Origin of the sequence: Nocardia sp. NBC_01388 (genome assembly GCF_045040085.1) — a bacterium.
In the GTDB taxonomy this organism is placed as follows: domain Bacteria; phylum Actinomycetota; class Actinomycetes; order Mycobacteriales; family Mycobacteriaceae; genus Nocardia.
Genome location: NZ_CP109553.1, coordinates 8460962 through 8484673, shown reverse-complemented (window position 1 = coordinate 8484673; position 23712 = coordinate 8460962). Strand labels below are relative to the sequence as shown.

8 protein-coding genes and 1 pseudogene are annotated in these 23712 nt (G+C 67.8%); 1 reads left to right on the top strand and 8 read right to left on the bottom strand.

The genetic code is table 11. From position 1 onward, the window contains the following. Positions 1 to 39 precede the first annotated feature (39 nt). On the top strand, positions 40 to 2058 hold the full coding sequence (locus OG716_RS40040; protein ID WP_405135376.1) for a TPM domain-containing protein: 2019 nt from the start codon (positions 40 to 42) through the stop codon (positions 2056 to 2058). 210 nt (positions 2059 to 2268) lie between these two features. Here OG716_RS40040 and OG716_RS40035 read toward each other — a convergent pair whose 3' ends face one another. The 8 genes and pseudogenes from OG716_RS40035 to OG716_RS40000 all read right to left on the bottom strand — a co-directional run bounded on the left by OG716_RS40035 (position 2269) and on the right by OG716_RS40000 (position 23424). Then, a complete protein-coding gene (locus OG716_RS40035; protein WP_355127144.1) occupies positions 2269 to 2874 on the bottom strand; it encodes a response regulator transcription factor in 606 nt (201 codons plus the stop codon). Then, positions 2871 to 4112: a sensor histidine kinase gene (locus OG716_RS40030; RefSeq protein ID WP_405135375.1), complete on the bottom strand. Its 1242-nt coding sequence runs from the start codon at positions 4110 to 4112 to the stop codon at positions 2871 to 2873. Before OG716_RS40030 ends, OG716_RS40035 begins: the two co-directional genes overlap by 4 nt. A 4-nt stretch (positions 4113 to 4116) precedes the next feature. Continuing rightward, entirely contained in the window at positions 4117 to 4413 is a 297-nt protein-coding gene (locus tag OG716_RS40025; protein ID WP_405135374.1) for a hypothetical protein, read from the bottom strand. A gap of 1 nt (position 4414) precedes the next feature. Next, positions 4415 to 4978 (bottom strand): annotated as a pseudogene (locus OG716_RS40020) (ATP-binding cassette domain-containing protein); the annotation flags it as partial. Then, positions 4971 to 5876 carry a molybdopterin-dependent oxidoreductase gene (locus tag OG716_RS40015; RefSeq protein WP_405140255.1) on the bottom strand — a complete coding sequence of 302 codons (906 nt, stop codon included), beginning with the start codon at positions 5874 to 5876 and terminating at the stop codon, positions 4971 to 4973. The gene OG716_RS40015 and the pseudogene OG716_RS40020, both read right to left, overlap by 8 nt. A gap of 616 nt (positions 5877 to 6492) precedes the next feature. Beyond that, positions 6493 to 21111 (bottom strand): amino acid adenylation domain-containing protein, encoded by a 14619-nt coding sequence (locus OG716_RS40010; protein ID WP_405135373.1) that lies wholly within the window; start codon positions 21109 to 21111, stop codon positions 6493 to 6495. Between the two features lie 24 nt (positions 21112 to 21135). Beyond that, positions 21136 to 21840 carry a DUF6875 domain-containing protein gene (locus OG716_RS40005; RefSeq protein ID WP_405135372.1) on the bottom strand — a complete coding sequence of 235 codons (705 nt, stop codon included), beginning with the start codon at positions 21838 to 21840 and terminating at the stop codon, positions 21136 to 21138. A 189-nt stretch (positions 21841 to 22029) separates the two neighbouring features. After that, positions 22030 to 23424 (bottom strand): glycine--tRNA ligase, encoded by a 1395-nt coding sequence (locus OG716_RS40000; RefSeq protein ID WP_405135371.1) that lies wholly within the window; start codon positions 23422 to 23424, stop codon positions 22030 to 22032. Between the last annotated feature and the right edge of the window lie 288 nt (positions 23425 to 23712).

Sequence of the window (23712 nt, the reverse complement as noted above, 5' to 3'; positions counted from 1 at the left end):
AGAAAGTGTGTGCCGCATTCGGGCGGATAGATTCATGTGATGCGGCAACCGAAGCACCGCCCCGCCTCCCCGCGCTGGTCCGTGCTCGTCTCGGGCTTCGTGCTGGCCCTGGCGGTGCTCCTGGGCGGCGGGAGCGTTCCGGCGGGTGCGGAACCGCCGCAGCGACTGCCCGGCTATGTCACCGATGTGGCGGGCGCGTTGCGCGGCGGGCAGAGCGCGGAACTGCAGGCCGCCATCGATGCGCTGTATTCGAAAGACCATGAGCGGCTGTGGGTTGTGTATGTGCACAATTTCGGCGGGCTGAATTCGCAGGCCTGGGGTGAGCAGACCGCGCAGGCCTCGGGGTTCGGCGATCGGGACGTGCTGCTGTCCGTCGCGGTCGACGATCGGGCGTATGCCTTCACCGGCAGCGCGCCCAGCTCGGTGACCGATAAGCAGCTCGATGACCTGCTCATCGACCAGGTCGAGCCGAAGTTGCGCGCGGGAGACTGGGCCGGGGCCGGGGTGGCGACCGCGAACGGACTGTCGGCGGCGATGAACGGGTCCGGCGGTGGCGTGAGCCTCTGGGTGGTGCTGCTGCTCGTGCTGGTGGTGGCCCTGGCGGTGGGCGCGCTGTGGCTGTGGTCGCGTGGTCGCAAGGAGCGGCGGGCGCGGGCGGACGTGACTGCCGCCCGCAAGGTCGATCCGGCCGATACCCAGGCGCTGGCCGCGCTGCCGCTGGCGGCGCTGGACGCGCGTTCCAAGGAACTGCTCACCGATACCGATGACGCGCTGCGCACCAGCGGTGAGGAATTGCGGTTGGCCACCGATGAATTCGGGGCGACCGCCACCGCACCGTTCAGCGCGGCTCTGAACGGCGCGAAGAACGCGCTCGGCAAGGCGTTCGCCATCCGGCAGGAACTCGACGACGATATTCCGGAGACGCCTGATCAGCAGCGGACCATGCTGGTGGAGCTCATCAGCACGTGCGGGCGCGCCAATCACGAACTCGATGCCAAGGTCACCGAATTCGATGCGATGCGCAATCTGCTCATCAATGCCGGTGAGCGGCTGGATGCGCTGACCCGCGATGTGGTCGATCTGACGACTCGGGCGCCGAATTCCGAAGCCACGCTGGCCCAGTTGGTGGCCACGCAGTCCGCCTCGGTGCTCGCGCCGATTCACGAGAACGTGACCATGGCGCGGGAGCGAATCGCGTTCGCGGAGCGTGGAATCGAGGACGGGCGCACGGCGGCGGCCAAACCCGTCGGGCAGCAAGGTGCGGCGGTCGCGGCGATTCGCAGTGCGGAGTCGGCCATCAATACCGCGCGCACGCTGCTGGATGCGGTGGATACCGCCGCCACCGATATCGAGCAGGCTCGCGCCGGACTCCCCGGCATCATCGAGGAGTTGCGCCGCGATCTCGGCACGGCGGCCACCCTTACCCAGCACGGCGGGCCCGAACTCCTCACGGCAGCCACCGCCGCGCGCACCGCTCTCGACCGGGCGAGTACCGAGGGCGCGGCCGATCCGCTCGGCGCGTTCCAGCGGGCCGTAGCCGCGGATACGGTGCTGGACAAGGCGATTGCCGATGCCACCGATCACAAGGCCGCCGCTGAGGAGGTCGCCCGCCGGCTCGACCAGGCCCTGACCGCCGCACACAGCCAGATCAATGCCGCCACCGACTTCATCAGCACCCGGCGCGGTGGTGTCGACGCCGAACCGCGCACCCGCCTCGCCGAGGCCCAGCGCAGCCTGGACCAGGCGCAACAGCTCGCCGCGACCGACCCCGCCCAAGCCCTCCCGCACGCCCAGCGCGCCGTGGAACTCGGCACCCGAGCCCTGCAAACCGCCCAGGCCGCGGTCCGCGATTGGCAAGCGAGCCAGCCGCGCTCGAACTCCCAGACCGGCGCGGTCCTCAGCGGCATCCTCATCGATGGCATGCTGCGCGGCATGGGCGGCGGATACCGCAGCGGCGGAGGCGGTTTCGGCGGCTCCCGAGGCGGCGGCAGCTACGGCCCCGGCTCCTTCGGCGGCTCCGACGGCTCCCGCCGCATCAGCCGCGGCGGGCGGTTCTAGCGCCGCCGATCGGCTGCCGCGGGCTCAGCTACGGCTCCCACCCGCAGGAATCAGCTGCGGCACCACCCCGGCGGGACGGGTCCGCGGTGAGTCCCCGTCGTCCCGGCGCGTTTTCGGCCGGGATCCAGGGCGGCTCATGCAGTGCTGTGGATCCCGGCCAAAAGCATGCCGGGATGACGGGGTGAATTCATGCCTGGCCGACGGGGTGGGTCAGAGCCAGCCCAGGCGTTCTGCGGCGCGGACGGCTTCGGCGCGGGTGCGGGTGCCCGTTTTGCCGATGGCGGCGGAGAGGTGGTTGCGGACGGTGCCTTCGGAGAGGTGGAGGGATTGTGCGATGGCGCCCGCCGTGGCGCCGTCGGAGGCGGCGGCGAGGACTTCGCGTTCGCGGGTGGTGAGGGGCGAGGTTCCGGTGGTGAGGGTTTCGGTGGCCAGGGCCGGGTCCACTACGCGCAGGCCCATGTGGACGCGGCGGACCGCGTCGGCGAGTTCCCTTGCGGGAGTGTCCTTCACGACGAAGCCGCTGGCTCCGGCGTCGATGGCGCGGCGCAGGTAGCCCGGGCGGCCGAAGGTGGTGACCATGAGGATGCGCACCTGCGGATGCGCGAGATGCAGCTGCGCGGCGGCGGTGATGCCGTCCATTCCGGGCATTTCCACATCCAGCAGCGCCACATCGGGTGCGGTGCGTTCGACGGCCGCGAGCACCTCGTCACCGCGACCGACCTCGCACACCACCTCGAGGTCCGGTTCCAGGCTCAGCAGTGCGGCGAGCGCACCGCGCACCAGCGCCTGATCATCGGCGAGTAGCAGTTTGATCATGGCGACGCCCCTATCGTTCCCGCCGGAAAGCTTGCCAGCACCCGCAACCCGCCCTCCGGCCGATTCGACAGGGTGAGCGTGCCACCCGCCGCCCGCACCCGCTCCCGCAGCCCCGACAATCCGGATCCGGCGCGCGCGCCGTCACCCATACCGCCGCCGTCGTCACTGACCTCGATACTGGTCGGCGTGACCCGCACGGCGGCATGCGCGGCTCCGCTGTGCCGCACGACATTGGTGATCGCCTCGCGCAGCACCCAGCCGAAGACGATGCTGTGCCGGATCGGCAGATCGTCACCGTCGGGCAGATCGGCGTCGATTCCCGCGGCGCGCAGGGCGGTTCGCGCATTGACCAGCTCACCGGCCAGCGATACCTCGCGCAGACCGCCGACCGTGGAGCGAACACCGGCCAGCGATTCCCGCGCGAGTCGCTCGATATCGACCAGCTCGGTTCGGGTGCGCTCCGGATCGATATCGAGAAGTCGTTGCGCCAGTTCGGTTTTCACGGTGATGACGGTCAGCGAATGGCCGAGGATATCGTGCACGTCCCGCCCGACCCGCAAACGCTCCTCGGCCACCGCGAGCTCGGTCAACTGTTTTCGGGCCAGATCCAGCGCCTGATTATTGATAATGATCAGGCGCACACCACCGACCGCGATGGCGGACAGTGCCATGCCCTGCATGATCGACCAGTCCGGCGCTTCGCCGGCGATCAACTGCGGCACCACCGCGGTCGCCAGTAGCAATACGACCACCAGCGGCACCGCACGCCGTATCGGCAGCGCGAAGGCGACGAAGGTGCCGATATAGGTGGCGAGTCCGTTCGCACCGGTATGCAGGGTGACCGTCGCCGCCAGCAGCAGGGCGACGAGGACGGCCAGCAACCTGCCCACCAGCCACGGGCTCGGACTCGGCCAGGTGGGTCCGTGCATCGGCAGCCGGAACAGCACCCAGTACGAACCGAGATAGCAGATGACGAAGGCGATGAGCACCGCGATCGTGTAGATGCGCGCCACCGGCTGATCGAGCGCCCAGGCGTTTTTCAGGGGGTCGATCAGATACACCGTCCACACGACCACGAAGATCCACCCGACCCGCCGTCGCCGGCCGATCTGCTGATCTTCATAGGTCATATCGCCGGACGCTACCGCAGGTCCGGGCGCTGCGAGCCGACGCAGCGTCCGGATCGCCGCGGCGTCGTCCATACCTGAGGTATCGCCGATCGATCGCATGCGCTTCATGGACTCAGCGTGCCGTATCGCGGCGGAAGAGGAATGCCGACCCGAGGGTGAAGACTGTCGCCCAGGCGAGCACATTGACCACCGCGAGCACTATGGCGGCGTAGCCGGTGGTGTTGCCGGAGCCGATCATCTGGGTCTTGTAGCCCGATTGCAGGCCGAAGGACAGGAAGAACACCGGCGGCATGATCAGTGAGAAGATCAGCGCCCGCTTGTTGCGCAGCATGCGGCGCATCTCCAGAGCCACGAAGGCCGGGCGTATTCCGCTGCGGCGCAGCCCGGTTCGGGCCTCGAGGACAGTCATTTCAGTGGTCTCCCGTCAGAGCGAGGAAGGCATCCTCGAGGTTGTGCGCCGAAATCTCGAGATCGGTGGCCGTGGTGGCGGTGAGCAGATAGCGGGCCACCAGATCGGAATCCGTGGCGCGCACCGTGATTCGATCGCCGCGCTGTTCGACGTGCTCCACGCCGGGAATCCGCAGCAGCACCGTCGCATCGGCCGCGGGCAGGGTCGCGCTGATCGTGCGCCCCGAGGCCATGTTCTTGACCTGGGCGGCACTGCCATCGGCCACCACCCGGCCCGCACGCATCAGCACGATGCGGTCGGCGTAGGCATCCGCCTCGTCGAGGTAGTGGGTCGCGAACAGTACCGTCCGGCCGCGCTGCGAATCCTGCCGAATGGCGTTCCAGAAGTCCCGCCGGCCCTCCACATCCATGCCGGTGGTCGGCTCGTCGAGAATGATCAGGTCCGGATCCGGCAGCAGGGCCAGCGCGAATCGCAAGCGCTGCTGCTGCCCGCCCGAGCATTTGCCCACCGGGCGATCGGCGATATCGTCGATCCCCGCCGGGATGACACGGACCTCGTCAGATGGTGACGGTTACGGAGTGGAATCCTCCGGGCCCCTGTGGGAACGGGGCGCGGACGGCACCGTCCTGGACTTCGCCGGAGCGGCCGGTGACGCGGGCCTGGATGGTGTGGGTACCGGGCGGGAGATCCACGACCGTACGCCAGCGGCGCCAGGCGGCGGGGGCTGTTTCCGCGCCGAGTTCGACTGAGAGCCAGTCGGTTTCGTCGACTCTGATCTCGACACCGGCCACACCCCGGGGCGGGGCCCAGGCCACGCCTGCCACGGTGGTTTTGCCCGGTCCGTCGCTGCCGGCGGCGGCCACGTCGATGCGGGCCTGGGGGCGCACCCACAGGGCGTCCCTGGGCCAGCCGCGCTTCCACCAGTAGTCGACCTGGGTGTCATCGGAAAGTTCCAGTTCGGCAAGCCATTTCACGCCGGTGTACTGGCCGTAGAGGCCGGGGACGAAGACTCGGGCGGGGAAGCCGTGTTCGGGCGGCAGGGCTTCGCCGTTCATGCCGATGACCAGGTAGCCGGGCCATTCGCCGGTGCGCAGCGGTTCCAGCGGCAGCGAGATGGTGTAGCCGTCGACAGCGCGGGTCACCAGGCGGGTGGCGGTCGCATCGGGCATGGCGTGCTCCAGCAGGGCGGTCAGCGGGACGCCGAACCAGCGCGCATTGCCCGCGCGGCCCGCACCGGGGGTGTTGTGCACGCACACCATGACGGCATCGAATTCCACCGCCTGCTCGGCCAGATCGGCGAGCGAGAACCGCAGCGGATGCGCGACCTTGCCGGTGATGGCAACCCGCCACTGACCCGGATCGATGCGCGGCGCGCGCGAATTCACGTCTGCCACATAGAATCTGCCCGCCTTGGTGATCAAGGGCGTCAGACCCGGCTCGGTGCCGAAACCGTCCTCCGCCATGGACGGATGCGAACCCATCGGCCCGAGCTGCCGAACCCGCTCGGTATGCCGCCGATCCGCACGGCGAATGAGCGTTTCGGCAGCGGCGAGCAACCCGGCACCGGCTGTGGCCCAGAGCAATTCGCCGCCCGCCGTGGTCGGCAGCCGGCGCAGTCCGGCGCGCAGCACGCCCGCGGCCGCGAGGCCACCGAACGCCGCGGGCACCGACTGGTTCGCGCCCCGCAGCGCCAAGGCGGCGGCTCCGGCGCCGAATGCCGCTGCGGCAGGCGCCCGGAGCCGCTGCGGCAATACCGCCATACCGGCGGTAGCGGCGACGGTCCCGAGCACCACGCCCGCCCGCGTGGTCTCCTTGTCGTATCGGCCGGCCATGGCCACGGTCGTCTCGACCACCGGAATCGGCGCGGTATCGGCCAGCAACCGCCCGACCCCGTCGATGACCGAGCCGCCGCGGGTCGCGGCGATCAGCTCTCCGGCGCCGAGCGCACCGAGCCCCACCGCCGCCGCACCCAGTAGCCGTCGCTTACCGTTGACCGACACAGTACGAACCTCTCCTCGCCGAGCGGGTTGTCTGCGCCCATTCTTCCCCAGCGCACTGTGTCCCAGAAGTTTTCCCGGCTTACCGCTCCAGATAAGCGCTGATGATCGGGCCGATGAATGTCAGCGCCGCGGCGGTGACGAGTTGATTGTGACCGAAATCGATGAGGTGATCGGTGATCGGCCCGGTGATATAGGGCCGCCACGTGGCGACATTCGGCAGCGGGGCCGGATTACCCGCCGCGCTGAAGAACAGCAGATCACCGTCGAAGATGCTGGGGCGGTGGTCCGAGATCTGCCGCAGCAGGTGTTGCATATCACTATAGAAGTGCTCGATTTCGGTGGCGGTGAAGGAGATTCCGGACGCCGCCAGCAGCTCGGCGGCCTGCGCAGCGGTGATTCCCCCGGTACCGGGCGGCACCTCGATACCGCCGAATTCGGCGAGCAGCAGTGCCAGCGGCGGAATATTGCCGTCGTCGACGATCTCCACCTCGGCACGCCCGTCCATCATGATCAGCGAGGGCACCTCCGCACCGCGCCGGCGCAGCTCGACCGCCATGGCATGCGCGAGGACGCCGCCCGCCGAATAGCCGAGCAGGTGGTACGGGCCGTCCGGTTGCACACGCCGGATCTCGTCGGCATAGCGCACGGCGAGATCGTGAATGGTGCGATCGGCCGTACCGCCGTCCATCACACCCGGCGACTGGAGACCGTAGACCGGGTGCGCACGGTCGATGTACTGCACCAAACCGCCGTAGCACCAAGCCAATCCGACAGCCGGATGAACGCAGAACAGGGCGGGTCCGGTCCCGGCCGGGCGCATGGGCAGCATGACCCGCATGGACGGATCGACCTCCGGCTGTTCGGCGGCCTCGGACAGGCGCAGGGCCAATGCGGCAGGTGTGGGGTCGAGGAACATCCACTGCAGCGGTAGCGGGATGCCGGTGCGCTCGCGAATCAGGGAGACCAGGCGCACGGCGGCCATGGAATTGCCGCCTACCTCGAAGAAATTGTCGTCCACTCCGATTCGATCGGATTCCAGGACGGCTTCGAAGGCTGCGGTGAGCGCACGCTCGGCGTCGGTGCGCGGGGCCCGGTAGGCGCGGCGCTCCGGGCGAACCTGCACCGCGGGTGCAGCGTCGTCGTGAATCTCCCCAGCGAGCTCGGGCAGCCCGCCGGGCACCTCGATCACACCGATTGCGGCATCGGGAGTTTCGGTGAGCGCGGTGAGCAGTTCGAGGAAGCCGCCGGCCATGGACTGGGCGGTGGCGCGATCGAACAGATCGGTGGCGAAGGTCAGCGAGGTGGTGATGCCCGCCGGTTCGCCTGCGGGCCCGAACTGTTCGGCGACCATCCATTCCAGGTCGAACTTCGAGCCGGGAGCAGCCGCTTCGACCGGGCGAATCTCGAGACCGGGCAGCGTGGTTCGCGCGGGCTGGACATTCTGGAAGGCGAGCAGCACCTGGAAGAGCGGGTGGTGAGCGGTGGAGCGGACCGGGGCGAGCGCCTCCACCAGGCGTTCGAAGGGCAGATCCGTATTGCCGTAGACGGCCAGATCATCGCGGCGGACGGCGTCGAGGGTCGTGGCGAAATCGGCAGCCGGATCCAGATGCGAACGCAGGACGACCGTATTCACGAACATGCCTACGAGATCGTCGAATACGCCGTCTCCGCGGCCCGCGACAACCGAGCCGAGGACGATATCCGGGGTACCGGACAGCCGGGCCAGCAATACCGCCAGGGCCGCGTGCACCACCATGAACGGGGTCGCACCGTGGGCTCGTGCCAAGACCTGCATTCGGTCGTGAACCAGTGCGGGGATGGTGAATTCGATACGGTCACCGATCCCGGACGGAAGCTCGGGGCGGGGACGATCGGTGGGCAGCCGATGGACTTCGGGCAATCCGTCGAGACGGGTGCGCCAAAATTCCAGCTGGTGGTGGGCGAGGCTGCTGTGGTCGGTATCGGCGCCGAGCAGTTCCCGCTGCCAGAGTGCGTAATCGGCGTACTGCAGCGGTAGTTCGGTCCATTGCGGCCGATCTCCCCCGGCGCGAGCCACATACGCGGACAACACATCTCGCGCGAGCGGCGCCATCGACCAGCCGTCGGCGGCTATATGGTGAACTGCGAGCGCCAATACCGCATGCTGCGGGGCGGTGTGCAGTACGCAGACTCGTAGCGGTACTTCCCTGGTGATGTCGAAACCGCGAGACAGCTGGGCGATCAGCTGCTGCGCGACTTCCGCTGGAGTCGTGTCGATTTCAACGATCGGTGTGGAGCCCGCCCGGGCGGGCAGGATGTTCTGGTACGGCATCCCGTCGGGGCCGGCAGGATAGCTGGTGCGGAGCGTTTCGTGACGGTCCGCCACATCGTCGATGGCGGTGCGCAGCGCCGTAATATCCAGGCTCCCTTCGATATCGAAGGCACCGGGGATGTTGTATACCGGCGAACCGGGATCGTAGCGGTTGAGGAACCACATACGCTGCTGTGCGGCGGAGAGCGGAATGCGCTGCGGACGGGGACGAGGTCCGGGCCGGGGTCGATCGGTCAGGGATTCGGCGGCAACCAATGCCGCCAATTCGGCCACCACCGGCGCATCGAAGAGCGCCCGCACGGGGACGGTCGTCTGCAGCGCGGTACCCAGTCGGGCGGCCACTCGGGTGGCGATGAGCGAGTTTCCGCCCAGGGCGAAGAAATCGTCGTCACGCCAGATCTGTTCGATACCAAGGACTTCGGCGAAAACGGCAGCCACCGCCTCCTCCTGCGGGCCGATAGCAGGCTCCCGGGCGCCTGTGGTGAGCTGCGGCGCGGGCAGTGCGGCGCGATCCAGCTTGCCGTTGGGTGTGCGCGGCAGATCGTCCAGCGTCATGAGGGCGGCGGGGACCATATACGACGGGACTCGCTGTGCGACTGCGCTCTTCAGGCCCCGCAGCGAGATCTCCGCGCCGCGTTCCGGGACCACGTAGGCGACGAGCATTCCGCCGTGCGCGTCCTCACGCACCAGCGCGACCGCACGGGCCACCGCCGGGTCGGCGGTGAGCGCGGCCTCCACCTCTCCGAGTTCGATGCGCAGGCCGCGCAGCTTCACCTGAGTGTCGCTGCGGCCCAGGTACTCCAGATCGCCGGCACGCCTGCGCACCAGATCACCCGTGCGGTACATGCGGCGGCCCGGTGCATACGGGTGGGCGACAAAGCGGGCGGCGGTCAGGTCCACACGGCCGAAATAGCCTCGTGCCAGCGCGATGCCCGCGAGATAGAGCTCGCCCACCACACCGTCCGGCACGGGGCGCAGGCGGTTGTCCAGGACGAGTGCCTGCACTCCGGGAGCGGGTGTGCCTATGGTGATCGTCGCGCCCGGCCGCAATGGTGCGCTGCCGGTCGCCCAGACGGTCGCCTCCGTGGGGCCGTAGTCGTTGAAGTGCAGCCGGTTCGGTGCGGCCCAGACCGCCACCAGTTCGGGCGGGCAGGTTTCACCGCCGGTGACGATTGTGCGGAGGTCGTGCAGCCCGGCGGGTTCCACGGTGGCGAGCGCCGAGGGAGTGAGGGCGATGTGCGAAACATGCTCGCGTGCCAGAAGTTCGGTGAGATCGGGACCGGCGAAAACGGCAGGGGGCGCGATGACCAGGGTGGCTGCCGCGCCGACCGCCATGACGAGTTCCACTACCGAAGCATCGAAACTCGGGGAGGCGACGTGCAGTACTCGCGAATCGGAGGTGATGCGGTCGCGATCGCACTGCGCCATGGCGAGATTCGCCAGGCCCGTGTGCGTCACCACAACACCCTTGGGAGCGCCGGTGGATCCTGAGGTGAAGATGACGTACGCCGGGTTCTCGGGGCGGCACTCGCGGGATGAAGACTTCTTCGACTGTGCCGCAGAGACTTCTGATGACCACGGGGCGTCCACGCACCACCAGTCGACGGTGTCCGGTAGCCGGTCGCACTGGGCCAGAACGGTCAGGCCGATTCCCACGCCGGAGACCTCGATGATCCGCCTTATGCGGCCGAGTGGGTATGCCGGATCGATCGGGACGAATGCCGCTCCGGTGCGGGTGATCGCCCAGACGGCCAGCACCGTTTCGACGGAGCGCGGAATACCCACCGCCACCCGCGTTTCCGGTCCCGCACCGGCCTGTATCAGCCGCTCGGCGAGCAGGCTCGCACGCTCGTCGAGTTCGCGATAGGACAGCTGCTGGTCGCCGCATACCACCGCCACACCGGTCGGGTTGGCGGCGACGGCGGCGGCCATGAGTTCCGCCAGCGGGCGCGGTGCGGTGACCGGTTCGGGTTCGATACGGGTCTGTTCCCGCTCGATGTCGGTGAGAAGGTCGATATCCCCTACCGCAGGGGAACTTTCAGCGGTGACAACGGTGAGCAGTCGTACGAGACGGTCGGCGAAAGCAGCGACCGTGGCCTCGTCGAACAGGTCGGTGGCGTAGCAGCAGCGCAGTTGCAGGCCGTCCGGATCGGCGACAACGGTGAGACTCAGATCGAATCGGCTGTTCGTCTGCGGCAATTCCATGGGGATGACCGTTGTTTCGGGCAGCTCCAACTCCGGCATCGCCAGATTCTGGAAGACGAGCATGACCTGCGCCAGCGGATGGCGAGCCTCGGAGCGGGCCGGGGACAGCACCTCGACCAGTCGCTCGAAGGGGACGTCGGCATGTTCGAGAGCGGCGAGGTCGGTATCGCGGACCCGGTCCAGCAGTGCGCCGAACGTCTCGCCGGCGTGAATGCCGGTGCGCAACACCAGTGTATTCACGAACATGCCGACAAGATCGTCGAGATCACGATGGCCACGACCGGCGACCGGGGTCCCGACCACTATGTCCGCGCTGCCGCTCAACCGGGACAGCAGCACCGCCAGGGCGGCGTGCACCACCATGAACGGGGTGGCCCGGTGGGTCCGGGCGCAATGTTCGATCGCGGCGCTCACATCGCTGTCCACGCGGGCGGTGCATTCGGCGGCTCGATGCGAGGCATGCGCCGGCCGTGGGCGGTCGGTGGGCAATTCCAGATGATCCGGCAGCTCCTCCAGGGTGCGGGACCAGTAGTCGAGCTGCTGTGCCAGCAGGGATTTCGGATCGTCTTCGGCGCCGAGCCGGGCATGCTGCCACAGCGTGTAGTCGGCGTACTGCACCGCCAGCGGCTCCCATGCGGGCCGCTGACCCGCGGCACGGGTCGCATAGGCCGCTGCCACATCCCGGGTCAGCGGGGCCATCGAGAAGCCGTCGGTCGCAATGTGATGCGCCACCAGCACGATCACATGTTCGCCGGGTGCGATACGGAAGAGCTTGAAAAGCAATGGAACTGCTGCCGTGACGTCGAAACCTTCAGTAACTGTGCGCATCACGGCCGCGGGCAGCTCGTCGAGAGTCATCGGCACAGGTTCGAGATCCAGCGGCACCTCTGCCGCCGACAGGATGCGCTGCCCACCGAGACCGTCGATATCGGGGTATACGGTTCGCAGCGTCTCGTGCCGCTCGATCACGTCGTAGAGCGCCGTTCGCAGTGCGGCAAGATCCACACACCCGGAAAGTCGCAGTGCGACAGGCACGTTGTACGCCGGAGACGCCGGGTCGTAGCGATTGACGAACCACATGCGCTGCTGCGCCGGGGACAATGGCATCGGTTCCGGCCGGGGCCCTCGAACCAGCTCCGGGCCCGGCGCCTCCGATCCGTCCACAACCAATACCCGCGCCAGCTCGGCCACCACAGGCGCTTCGAACAGCAACCGCACCGGAACCGAAGTCCCGAGCGCCGCACTCAGCCGAGCCGCCACCCTGGTGGCGATGAGCGAATCCCCGCCCAGCGCAAAGAAGTCGTCCCGCGAACCAACGCGCTCATGCCCCAGCACCTCGGCATAGGTCTCGGCAACGAGCACCTCCCCACCGACCGGCGCCACATATTCAGCCTGCGCCCCCTCAGGTTCCGGCAGCGCCCGCACATCGATCTTCCCGGTCCGAGTACGCGGCAACTCCGCCAGCACCTGAATACTCGACGGCACCAGATACCGCGGCAGCCGCACCACCACCCACGCCATCAGCACTGCGGCGGTGGGCGCAACAGCACCCGATGACGGAGAATCCTCACCAGCAGCCGCACCCACAGCTCGCAACCCACCACCGGTTGCACCCGCAGTTCGCGGCGCGTCAGCAGACCCGCCGGCCGATCGCACGGCGCCGGCAGCGCGGCCGGTTGATCCAACCGGACCAGCAGCCTCGCCGGTCAATCCGAGTTGACCAGCGGCATCGGCGGGATCGAGCAGGTCGGAGTTCGCGGCGGCGTGCCAATTCAACCGTCCGGGACCTGCCGCCGGATCGGCTTGGGCCGAGGGGGCAGGGCGGCCGGACTCGATCTCCGGACCGCGGCTGGGCATTGCGCGTTCCCGGGGCGGGGCGGTCGCGGGAACGACGAGGGTGACGTAGGAGTGCAGGGCTGTGGTGGCGGTGCGGGTGCGGCGGGCGACGGTGATCGATGTTTCGACCTGGGGGTGGGTCGAGAGGACTGCGTCCACCTCGCCGGGTTCTACGCGAATGCCGCGGACCTTCACCTGGAAGTCGCTGCGGCCCGCGTATTCGAATCCGGCTGCGGTGCAGCGCATCAGGTCACCGGTGCGATACAGGCGGCCGCCCGCACTGTAGGGGTCGGCAATGAAACGGGAGGCGGAAAGCGCTGGGCGGCCGGCATATCCGCGGGCTACGCCAGGGCCGCGAATGTAGAGCTCGCCGGTGGCTCCCGGAGGTACCGGGCGCAACCAGCGGTCCAGCACCAGAAGGCTGGTGCCGGGGATAGGGGTGCCGATGACGGCGGCGGTCTGTGGTGTCGTATTCGCGTTGTAGGCGGCGGCGATGGTGGTTTCGGCGGGGCCGTAGGAGTTCACCAGGAGGCGGCCGGGGCTCATGCGGGTGATGAGGGCGGGCGGGCAGGTCTCACCGCCGGTGGCGATCACCCGGACTCCGCGCAGGTCTTCGACATTCAGAGTGGCCAGGACCGTCGGCGTGCAGAGCAGATGGGTGGCAGCGCCTTCGGTGAGTGCCGCCGCCAATTCGGCGCCGGCATTGGCGTCCGGCGGAGCGACAATCAGCGTGCCGCCTGTCGCGAAAGTGGAGAGCCACACCAGAATTGCCGCGTCGAACGCAGGATTCAGGCAGTGCAGCACACGGGATTCGCGATCGATCGAGCACTGATCCACCGCAGCCGCAGCCATCTCGGCCAGGCCGGTGTGGGTGACGACCACACCCTTCGGAGTGCCGGTGGATCCCGAGGTGAAGACCACGTACGCCGGATGTTCGGGGTGCAGGGGACGAAGCCGGTCCGTATCGGTCACCGGGTCCGGCGGCGATGCCGCGATTCGGGCAGCGGTATCCGGATCACCCAGCACCACCCAGGACACCTCGTGTGGCAGATCCTCAGCGACTGAAGCGGCTGTAACACCCAGTACTGCTGCACATTCGGCCGCGATGACGGCGGTGCGAGCAGCAGGCTGCGAGATATCGACGGGCACGAAGGCCGCACCGGTCTTGGCCACCGCCCACAACGCCACCATGGCCTGCACCGAACGCGGCAGCGCCACCAGCACCGCCCGCTCAGGCCCCGCACCCGCCCCGATCAATATGCGCGCCAACCGATTCGACATCACATTCAGCTCGCCATACGTCAGCTCGCCAGCCATGGCGAATGCGCGAGGGTACAGCGCGCCGACCTCGCTCCGGACGTCGCGAACGGCCGGCAAGTCGCCGAGATCACCACCGGAGCGCAGCAGGTCAGCGCTTGGGTGCGACGCGCTGCCGAGATCGCGATCGGCCGCCATATCGCGAACGACGCCGGAGTGGAATCCGCCGCCTGCATCCCGGCGATCGGCGGGCACGGTACGTGCCGGCGCAGGCGCGTCGACGACTGCGACGGTGCTGTGGATTCCGTTGCTTGCGAGAAGATCTGGGAGCAGTTGGGTATGGGCGGCGGGGGCGCCGTGGCGGATGGCGGGCGACTCTACGGGATCGGTGCTTCGCGCCGAGGCGGTGCGGCGGTGCGGATCCTCCGCGAGGGTTGCGAGCAGTCGCGCCAATCCCGTGGCGATCGAATTCGCCTGCTCCACATCGAAATACCGGGGTGAGCGGGTGAGTTCCAGGCGGAGGCCGTCGTTCGCGTATGCGGCCAGTGACAGGGGGTAGTGGGTGCCGTCGTGGGTGCGGATGCCGGTGACCGCTAGTTGTGCCTGGCGGGTAGCGGCGGTGAGGGCGGCCGCGTCTACGGGGTAGGACTCGAAGACGGTGGCGGTGTCGAAGAGTGGGCCGAGGCCGGTGCGCGCGTGGATTTCGTCGAGGCCGAGGAATTGGTGTTCGGAGAGGGCCGCCTGCTCGCACTGGATGCGGGACAGCAGGTCGGAGAGGTGTTCGGCCGGGTCCAGGGCGATGCGGACCGGGACGGTATTGACCAGCATGCCGACCATGCGCTCCGCGCCGGGCAGTTCCGGCGGGCGACCGGAGACGGTGGCGCCGAAGACGATATCGGCGGAACCGGTGAGCTCGGACAGCAGCAGCGCCCAGGCGACCTGCACGATGGTGTTGACGGTGACCTGGCAGTTCGCGGCGGTGGTGCGGAGCCTCTCCGGGAGGTCGCTCGGCAGCGGAATCTCTTGTGCGACAGGCGCGGTGGGAGCATCGGTGTGGGGAGCAGTCGGGGCGACCAGGGTGGGGCCGTCCAGATCTGCCAGCGATTGCGCCCAGGCCGCACGCGCACTGTCGAAATCGCGATCGGACAGCCATTCGAGGTAGCTCCGGAAGGGCACGGGTGGCGCGAATCCACTGTCGTCACCGGCAGTTTCGTACAGTCCGACGAGTTCGGCCAGGAGCAATGGCATGGACCAGCCGTCGAGAATCAGGTGATGGTTGGTGATGACTATCCGGAAATGGTGCTGCCCCAGAGCAATACACCGGAAGCGAATGAGCGGAGGCGCATCCACCGCGAAAGGTGTTCGCAGTTCCGCCGCTGCCATCTCGTCGAGTTCGGCCGCCGTCGCGCCATAAGCCTCGCGGTAGACACATGACACTGCCACCTGCGCGGCAATCACCTGCACCGCACGATCACCGGCTTGCACGAATCCGGCGCGCAGCACCTCGTGCCGCCGGACCAGCGCCTCGGCCGCGGCAGTCAGACGGCCGAGTTCGAGATCGGCCTCCACATCGATCACCGCCTGCACCGAGTAACCATCCGGTCCGCCCTCGGCCAACTGCGCTTGAAACAGCAATCCACGCTGCAGCGGAGTCAGGGGCAGCACATCATCGAGCAGCCCGTAATCCCGCTCCCACAGCTCGATTTCGCCCTGATCAGCACGCAACAGCGGCAGATCGCTCGGCGTGAATCCACCCGCCTCCGGCGCACTCACCAGCTCAGCGATCTGCACCACCGCCGAAACCCACTCCCGCGCCAGCACTTCCACCTCCGCACCGCCGAGAGCACCCGGCGCGAACTGCCACACCGCCCGAATCCGCGACCCCTTCTCCGACTCGAGCGTCACCGCATCCACCGAAAGCACCGCCGCCAGCGGCATATCCGCAGCCGCATGCCCACCCAGCCGCGCCGCCATCCCCACCGGCAGCCAATCCCCCTCCATCTCCATCTCCGGCACCTGCCCCAGATAGTTGAACCCCACCTGCGGCTCCCCCAACACCCCCAACTCCCCCGCGGTCTCCGCATCCAGATACCGCAGCACCCCGAACCCGAACCCACCCCTGGGAACCGCCCGCAACTGCTCCTTCACCACCTTCAAAGCCGCCTCCGCAGCACCGATCCGCATCGACTCGCCGCGCAGCGTGGCCTCCCGGGATTGCACCCCTGCGGAGTCCGATCCCGTACCGGCGAAGCAACCCGGGGAAACTTGCAGCGCCGTCCCGATGAGGTTCGGCTCCGTATAGCTCGTTCCAGCACAGGCAGGCGACGAAAAGCCCGCCGCCCCCACCGGCCCCAGCCGCACCGGAACCTGCGCGGTGAACCAGCCGACCGTGCGCGACAGGTCAGCTCCGGCAATCGCGGCCTCGTCACGGCCGTGCCGCTCGATACCCACCACCGTCGCCGCCGCACTCGCACCGAATTCGCCACGGGCAGAGCGCCATCGAGACAGAGCCAAAGCCAGCGCCGCCAGTAGTGCATCCTCCACACCGCAGCGATACGTCGATGCGATCCGCCCGACCAATGCCGCCGACGCAAGCTCGGGCACCTCGATCTCGACCCGCTCTGCACACCCGTAGGTATCGAGCGCCGGGTCCAGTCGCCGCGTGCCCAGCAGCGGATCAGGCGCCAATACCGCACGCCAATAGTCGAATTCGCGCGCGGGCCACCCCACCGGGGTCGGCTGCTCCGCGACCGCGTGGACTGCCGCCGCACCGGCCACGCCTTCCGCGGAGTCCGCGCCCGTCGAGTCCGGCGAATGAGGTGTCCCGAGCCGACCTGACAACACCCGCACTGCCCTGCCCGACTGGTCACCAGGCGCGTGGGCCGCGTCTTCCGGCGTAGAGGTTCCGCTGAACCCCAGTTCGTCTCCACTGCCGGCCCGGCCCACCGAGGTGGGTGTATCCGCTTGTTCGGGCAGGGCGCGGAGGGCGTGGGCCCAGGTGCGCATGGATGTGCCGGTTTCCTGAAGGGCGGGGGTGGTTCCGGCTGCGGCTTGGGCCCAGGCGGATATGAGATCGGGGAGCAGGATGCGCCAGGAGACCATGTCGCAGGCGAGGTGGTGGATCGCTATGAGGAGTAGGCCGGGGGTGGTGGGGCCGGGGTTCAGGCGGGTGAAGGCGGTCATGATGCCGGCGCGGGGGTTCAGCCGGGCTACTGCTGCTTCGAGTTCGCGGTCGAGGTCGGTGGTGGAGGTGGCGATTGTTGTCAGGAGGTCTGCGGCGTCGACGCGGTGGGGTGGGGGGACCTCGAGTTCGAGGCCGGAGGCGGTGTCAACGACGCGGGCGCGGAGCATGTCGTGGCGGTCGAGGAGGGCTTGAAGGGTGTGGGTGAGGGCTTCGGGTTCGATGCCGCTGGGGAGTCGGACCACCATGGACTGGGCGAAATGCTCCCAGCCGGGGCGGGCCAGCAGCCACGCGGCGACCGGGGTGAGCGGCAGGCGGCCGAGGCCACCGCCCGGGAGTTCCGGGAGTTGTGCGGTGCGGTCCGCGACTCGGGAGACTATGGCGGCCAGGGCGGCCGGGGTGCGGTGCTCGAAGACCTCTCGGGCCGAGAAGACAAGGCCGGCGGCGCGGGCGCGCGAGACCAGGGTGATGGCCATGATGGAATCGCCGCCGAGTGCGAAGAAGGAGGTGTGCGGGCCGATTTCGGAGGTGCCGAGGATCTCCGCGAAGAGGGTGCAGAGGATGCGCTCGGTATCGGTTGCCGGTTCGCGCAGGATCGGCTGTGCGACAACGGGTTCGGGGAGGGCTCGGCGGTCTACTTTGCCATTGGCGGTGAGTGGGAGTGCGCCCAGCACTGTGACGGTGGCCGGCACCATATACGGCGGCAGGCGACGCGAGACATGATCGAGCAGGTCGGCTTCGCTGACCGTCGCGCCGGCATGCGGTACGACATAGGCCGCCAGCATGGTGCCGCCGCTAGGTGCGGGACGCGCGACGGTGACCGCGATCTCCACTGCCGCATGTGAATCCAGCGCGGCGTCGATCTCGCCGAGCTCGATACGCATGCCGCGCAGCTTGACCTGGAAATCGGCGCGGCCGGCGTACTCCAGAATCACCTGCCCGCCGCCATTGGTGGCCATCACCTCGCCACCGATGAGGCCACCATTCAGCGGCTCGCCGTTGACGGCTGGACCGGACTCCCCACCGGCACTCACCTTCCCGTGCACCGCAGCGGTCCAGCGCACCAGATCGCCGGTGCGGTACATGCGGCTGCCGGGGACGCCCGCGGGGGCGGGGACGAAGCGTTCCGCCGTCAATCCAGCGCGGCCGGCATAGCCTCGGGCGACTCCCGGACCGGTCACATACAGTTCGCCGACGACGCCGATCGGCACCGGGCGCAGCCAGCGATCCAGCACCAGCAGGCCCGCACCGGGTACGGGATCGCCCAGCCCCGAATTCTTTCCGGGGACAAGGGCTTTCGTATAGGTGACGGCCACTGTCGTCTCGCTGGGGCCATACGAGTTCAGGAGATCGCGACCGATCCCGAAGCGCGCCACGATATCCGGAGGCGTGGGTTCACCGCCCGAGGACACCGCGCGCACCCCGTCCAGCGCATCCGGTTCCAGGGTGGACAGCACCGCCGGGGTGGAGCAGACCTGGGTGATCCCGTGCTCGCGCACCAGCGTTGCCAGCTCGGCGCCGAGGATCGGATCCGCCTCGGCCACCACGAGTGTGGCGCCCGAGGCGAAGGCCATCAGCCATTCCAGGACGGCGGCATCGAAACTCGGGTTCAGGCACTGCAGCACCCGTGAGCCGGGAGCGACTCGATACGAATCCACTATTGCCGCAGCCAGACCCGAGAGACCGGCATGGGTCACCACAACACCCTTGGGCACACCCGTGGAACCGGAGGTGAATACGACGTAGGCCGGATTCGACAGCCGCGGACGGCCTGGCAGGTCGGTAGCGTCCAACGGCTCGGACGACAGCGCGGCCCAGGCTGTATCGGACAGCAGGTCATCAAGGGCGATCCACCGCACCGCATCCGGAAGATCAGCGACGGCGCCAGCGGTCAACCCCAGCCGGGCTTCACATTCAGCGGCTATGCGCGCCACCCGATCACCAGGCATTCCGGTGCCGAGCGGCACGAAGGCCGCGCCGATCTTGGCCACCGCCCAGAGCGCAACCACCGCTTCAACGGATCGCGGAAGTACCAGCAGCACAGTCGATTCCGGACCTATTCGAGCCGAGGACCCAGCACTCCGCAGCAGCCTGCGCGCCAGCCGATTCGACAGTTCATCCAATTCGCCATAGCTCAGCGACCCACCAGTCCCGACAACTGCCATCGCATCCCGGCCCGCACGCCGCAGTCCCGCCTGCAGAATTTCCGGCAGCACTTGCGGTTCCGGCGCCCGCGCACCATGGGAACCCGCAAGAACCCCCCGCTCGTCCGCAGTGCAGTACGCCAACTCCGCCAGCGGCGTATCGACCTCGGCCCCGAACAACGAATCCAGCAGCGCCAGGAACCGCCGATGATGTCGCCCGAGCGAATCCTCTTCATACAGACGAGGATTCGCCGCGAAGTCGACATGAATCGGCGCACCAGCGCCGTGCTGATAGAAGTTGACGAACAAATCCTCGATCGGCCCGGACGTCAGCACATGCAGACTCGACCGCACCCCCGCGAAGTCGATGCCCACCGGAAACAGCATGATATTGATAACCGGCCCGACAAACCCCCGCCCGACCTTCGGCTGCCCCTCGGCACCCGCCCCCTGCTCAGCGGCAACGAACTCCGGCCCACCGGCCATCCCGTGCTCACTCACCCGAGACTCGCCGGCACCCGGCTCCGCCGCGCAATCCCCCGAAGGCCCTTGCCCAACCCCGTCTGATTCGGCAGTGTTCCGCACAGCCGCCCCCTGCTCGACAGCACCCGGCTCGGCCGCGCAATCGCCCGCAGGCCCTTGCTCAACCGTCTCCGACGCGGCAGCGCTGCGTCCGACAGCACCCGGCTCCGCAGCACCCCGACCCGCATCCTCGGCCTCGGCCTCGACAAGGCTCTGCTCCGCAGCGCCCCAGTGCATGTCCTCGGCGCGGAATCGCTGGTGCCGCAAGGCTCCAGAGGCAGCGACGCGGACCGCGTCCAGGACTTCGCCGACCGTGCCGGTGCGCGGCACCCGTACCCGCAGCGGCACCACATTCGCGATCATGCCGCCGGAGCGGCGGAGCAGTGCGGTGGTTCGGCCGGAGACCGGCAGGCTCAGGACCACGTCCTCGGTGGTGGTGAGGCGGGCGTAGTACAGCGCGACTGCCGCCATCACGACCGTGGCCGAACTGGCGTCGAAGCGGTGGGCCGCGTTCTCCAGGCGCGTGGCGGCGCCCGCGTCCAGCTGGGCGCGAGCTTCCCTTCCCAGTGCGCATGCGGGGGCGGTGGCGGACACAAGGCTGCAGCGCGGGGGCATGCCGGTGGTCACTTCGCGCCAGTACCGCTCGTCGGTCGCGAAGCGGCTCGACTCGCGGTACGTCATTTCGGCCTCGTGCACCACGAGCAGTGATGCGGCGGTTCCAGCGGGGGCGGGCTCGTGGCGGACGGCGGCGTTGTAGAGCTCGGCGACGCGGTACAGCATGGTCACCGAGCCGAACCCGTCGATGAGGATGTGGTGGCCGCGGGTGAACCACAGGTGGTGGTCGTCGCCGACCCGGATCACCGTGGAGATTCCGGCGTGGGCGCCGAGCAGATCGATCGGCGCGGCGACATCGGCGCGCATCCACTCCAGTGCGGCCGCAATGGGTTCCGGTTTGTCCCGGAAGTCCAGGAATCCCACCGCGGGCACCAGACCCGGATCGACCACCTGATACGGCTGATCGTCGATCTCCGCCAGTCGCAGTACGCCGGAACCGAATTCGCGCCCGGCGACCAGTGCGGCGCTCCGCAGCGCGGCGAGATCCAGTGGCCCGCGCATCTCGATGTATTGCGCCTCCGAGAGCGGCACGCTCGGATCCAGTTGCTGCGCATACCACATGCCGAGTTGCGCCGGAGAGAGCGGAAAAACCGTGGCGGTCTGTTCCGCCGCTGATTCGCGCGTCATAACGCCTCATCGAGTCGAACACGGTCAGAAAGGAGAACGGGCGTCCTCCGGCTGTTCGTGATAGGCCGGAACCCAGTTATCGGGGCGAGCTGTCAACCGCCCCACCATGACTGCGCGTACATGTGCGGGCAGCCCAGGTGCGAACTTGCGCACATAAGCATTCATCCATTCCGGTCGGTTCAATAGGAATGGGAAATCAGTTGTCATCATGGATCGAACGACCAGCATCGGCATCGGCGCATCCAAAGGCCGAAAGTCCTTGTTCCACAGGCCCGGCTGATCGCAGCCCGGGTAGAATTGTCCGAGCATCGCACCGCGTTCCACGAATCTGGTCTTGAATTCCAGGTGCATCTCATCGATCAGCGACAAGTCGGCCAGATTCGGGAACACGGTTATCAACGCGCGCAAGACCGATGTGGAACTGCCGTTCCCCGTAGGCAATTCGGAATAAACCTCAAGTGCGTCCTCGATAATTGCGCACAGCCACTCGGGCCGCGGCCGTGCGGACGGAACCTGCGCGATCCACAGCAGATCCCGCCGCATCGACGGTCGTACATACGGGCACACGGGCCCGTCTCTTCCCAGCTCATCACAGGGCTGGGTCAGGAAGGATTCCGCCCAGGATCGGAAGGCCACCGTCGTAGACTCGGCGACAGGACAGGATGATCCGGAATCCCCCAATGAGATCCATTGCAGCCCCGAGCGGGGGCCGATAAAACGCTCGCTCATGACTCACCTCGGCAGATCGAGCACAGCGGCAGTCGCCGTTGCCCAATACATATAAATATGCACCGATCGGGAGCCGTTAACACGAGTAGTGCGATACCTGAATTATTAATCAACGCCCGGATTTTCAGGGGCAACCGAATAAAGAAAAGACCGGTCAGGCATTGACCGGTCCTCTCGGAGTGTCTGGGGTCAGGCGCCGATGAGGCGTGCTGCCAGGTAACCCTCTACTTGATCGAGAGCAATGCGCTCCTGAGCCATGGAGTCGCGCTCACGCACGGTGACCGCATGATCCTCGAGAGTGTCGAAGTCCACCGTGATACAGAACGGCGTACCGACCTCGTCCTGACGGCGATAACGGCGGCCGATGGCGCCGGCATCGTCGAACTCGACATTCCAATTCTTACGCAACTGAGTGGCGAGATCCTTCGCCTTGGGCGAAAGATCCGCATTGCGCGAGAGCGGCAGCACCGCGGCCTTGACCGGAGCCAGACGGCGATCCAGGCGCAGCGTGGTGCGATCCTCCAGCCCGCCCTTGGCGGTCGGAACCTGCTCCACGTGATACGCGTCCACCAGGAAGGCCATCAGAGAACGGGTCAGACCGGCCGCCGGCTCGATCACGTACGGCGTGTAGCGCTCGCCGGTGGTCTGATCGAAGTAGCTCAGATCCTGGCCCGAATGCTCGGAGTGGGTCTTCAGGTCGAAGTCGGTGCGGTTGGCGACACCCTCGAGCTCGCCCCACTCACTCCCCTGGAAGCGGAAGCGGTACTCGATATCCACCGTGCGGGTGGAGTAGTGCGAGAGCTTCTCCTTCGGGTGCTCGTACAGCCGCAGGTTCTCCGGATCGATGCCCAGATCCGTGTACCAGGCCAGGCGCGTGTCGATCCAGTACTGGTGCCACTGCTCGTCCTCGCCCGGCTTGACGAAGAACTCCATCTCCATCTGCTCGAACTCGCGCGTGCGGAAAATGAAGTTGCCGGGGGAGATCTCGTTGCGGAAGCTCTTGCCCATCTGGGCGATACCGAACGGCGGCTTCTTGCGCGCGGTGGTCTCGACGTTCTTGTAATTGACGAAGATGCCCTGCGCGGTCTCCGGGCGCAGGTAGTGCATGCCGTCTTCGGTCTCGACCGGGCCCAGGTAGGTCTTGAGCATCATGTTGAAGTCACGCGGCTCGGTCCACTTGCCGACGGTGCCGCAGTCGGGGCACACGATGAGCTCCATGGACACCGCATCCGGGTCCTCGATGCCCTTGTGCTTCTCGGCGTACGCCTCCTGCAGGTGATCCTGACGATGCCGCTTATGGCAGTTCAGGCATTCCACCAGCGGATCGTTGAACACCGCGACATGACCCGAAGCCACCCACACCTGACGCGGCAGGATGATCGACGAGTCGAGGCCGACCACATCCTCACGGCTGGTGACCATCGAACGCCACCACTGCCGCTTGATGTTCTCCTTGAGCTCGACTCCCAGCGGGCCGTAATCCCACGCCGATTTGGTGCCGCCGTAGATCTCACCGCTCGGGTACACGAGACCCCGGCGCTTGGCGAGGTTGGCGACGGTGTCCACCTTCGACTTGGGTGCCACTGAAGAAATCTCCATCCGGTCCGGAAAACTACAAGGGACGTCCTCAAGCCTATCGGTACGGAGCGAGCCGTTTTACGCCGGGAGCAGGGCCTGCCGCTGCCCCCACTATTCGGGGATCCACCCGGCACCCCCACCGCGAGATAGTGGAATTGCGACCGGTCGGATACGCCGATGTCGACGGGCTGTCGCGGCGTAGACGAGCTGGACCGCGGGGGTCGCTGCCATGCACGGGTTTCCGACCGATCTATCGGACGACAACTGGGCGAAGCGTGTCGAGCGACGCGAGCT

Excerpts from the sequence above, each read along its gene's own strand:
- OG716_RS40025 (WP_405135374.1), bottom strand. The coding sequence starts at position 4,413 with ATGACTGTCCTCGAGGCCCGAACCGGGCTGCGCCGCAGCGGAATACGC.
- OG716_RS40040 (WP_405135376.1), top strand. The coding sequence starts at position 40 with ATGCGGCAACCGAAGCACCGCCCCGCCTCCCCGCGCTGGTCCGTGCTC.
- OG716_RS40015 (WP_405140255.1), bottom strand. The coding sequence starts at position 5,876 with ATGGCGGAGGACGGTTTCGGCACCGAGCCGGGTCTGACGCCCTTGATC.
- OG716_RS40035 (WP_355127144.1), bottom strand. The coding sequence starts at position 2,874 with ATGATCAAACTGCTACTCGCCGATGATCAGGCGCTGGTGCGCGGTGCG.
- OG716_RS40005 (WP_405135372.1), bottom strand. The coding sequence starts at position 21,840 with ATGAGCGAGCGTTTTATCGGCCCCCGCTCGGGGCTGCAATGGATCTCA.
- OG716_RS40010 (WP_405135373.1), bottom strand. The coding sequence starts at position 21,111 with ATGACGCGCGAATCAGCGGCGGAACAGACCGCCACGGTTTTTCCGCTC.
- OG716_RS40030 (WP_405135375.1), bottom strand. The coding sequence starts at position 4,112 with ATGAAGCGCATGCGATCGATCGGCGATACCTCAGGTATGGACGACGCC.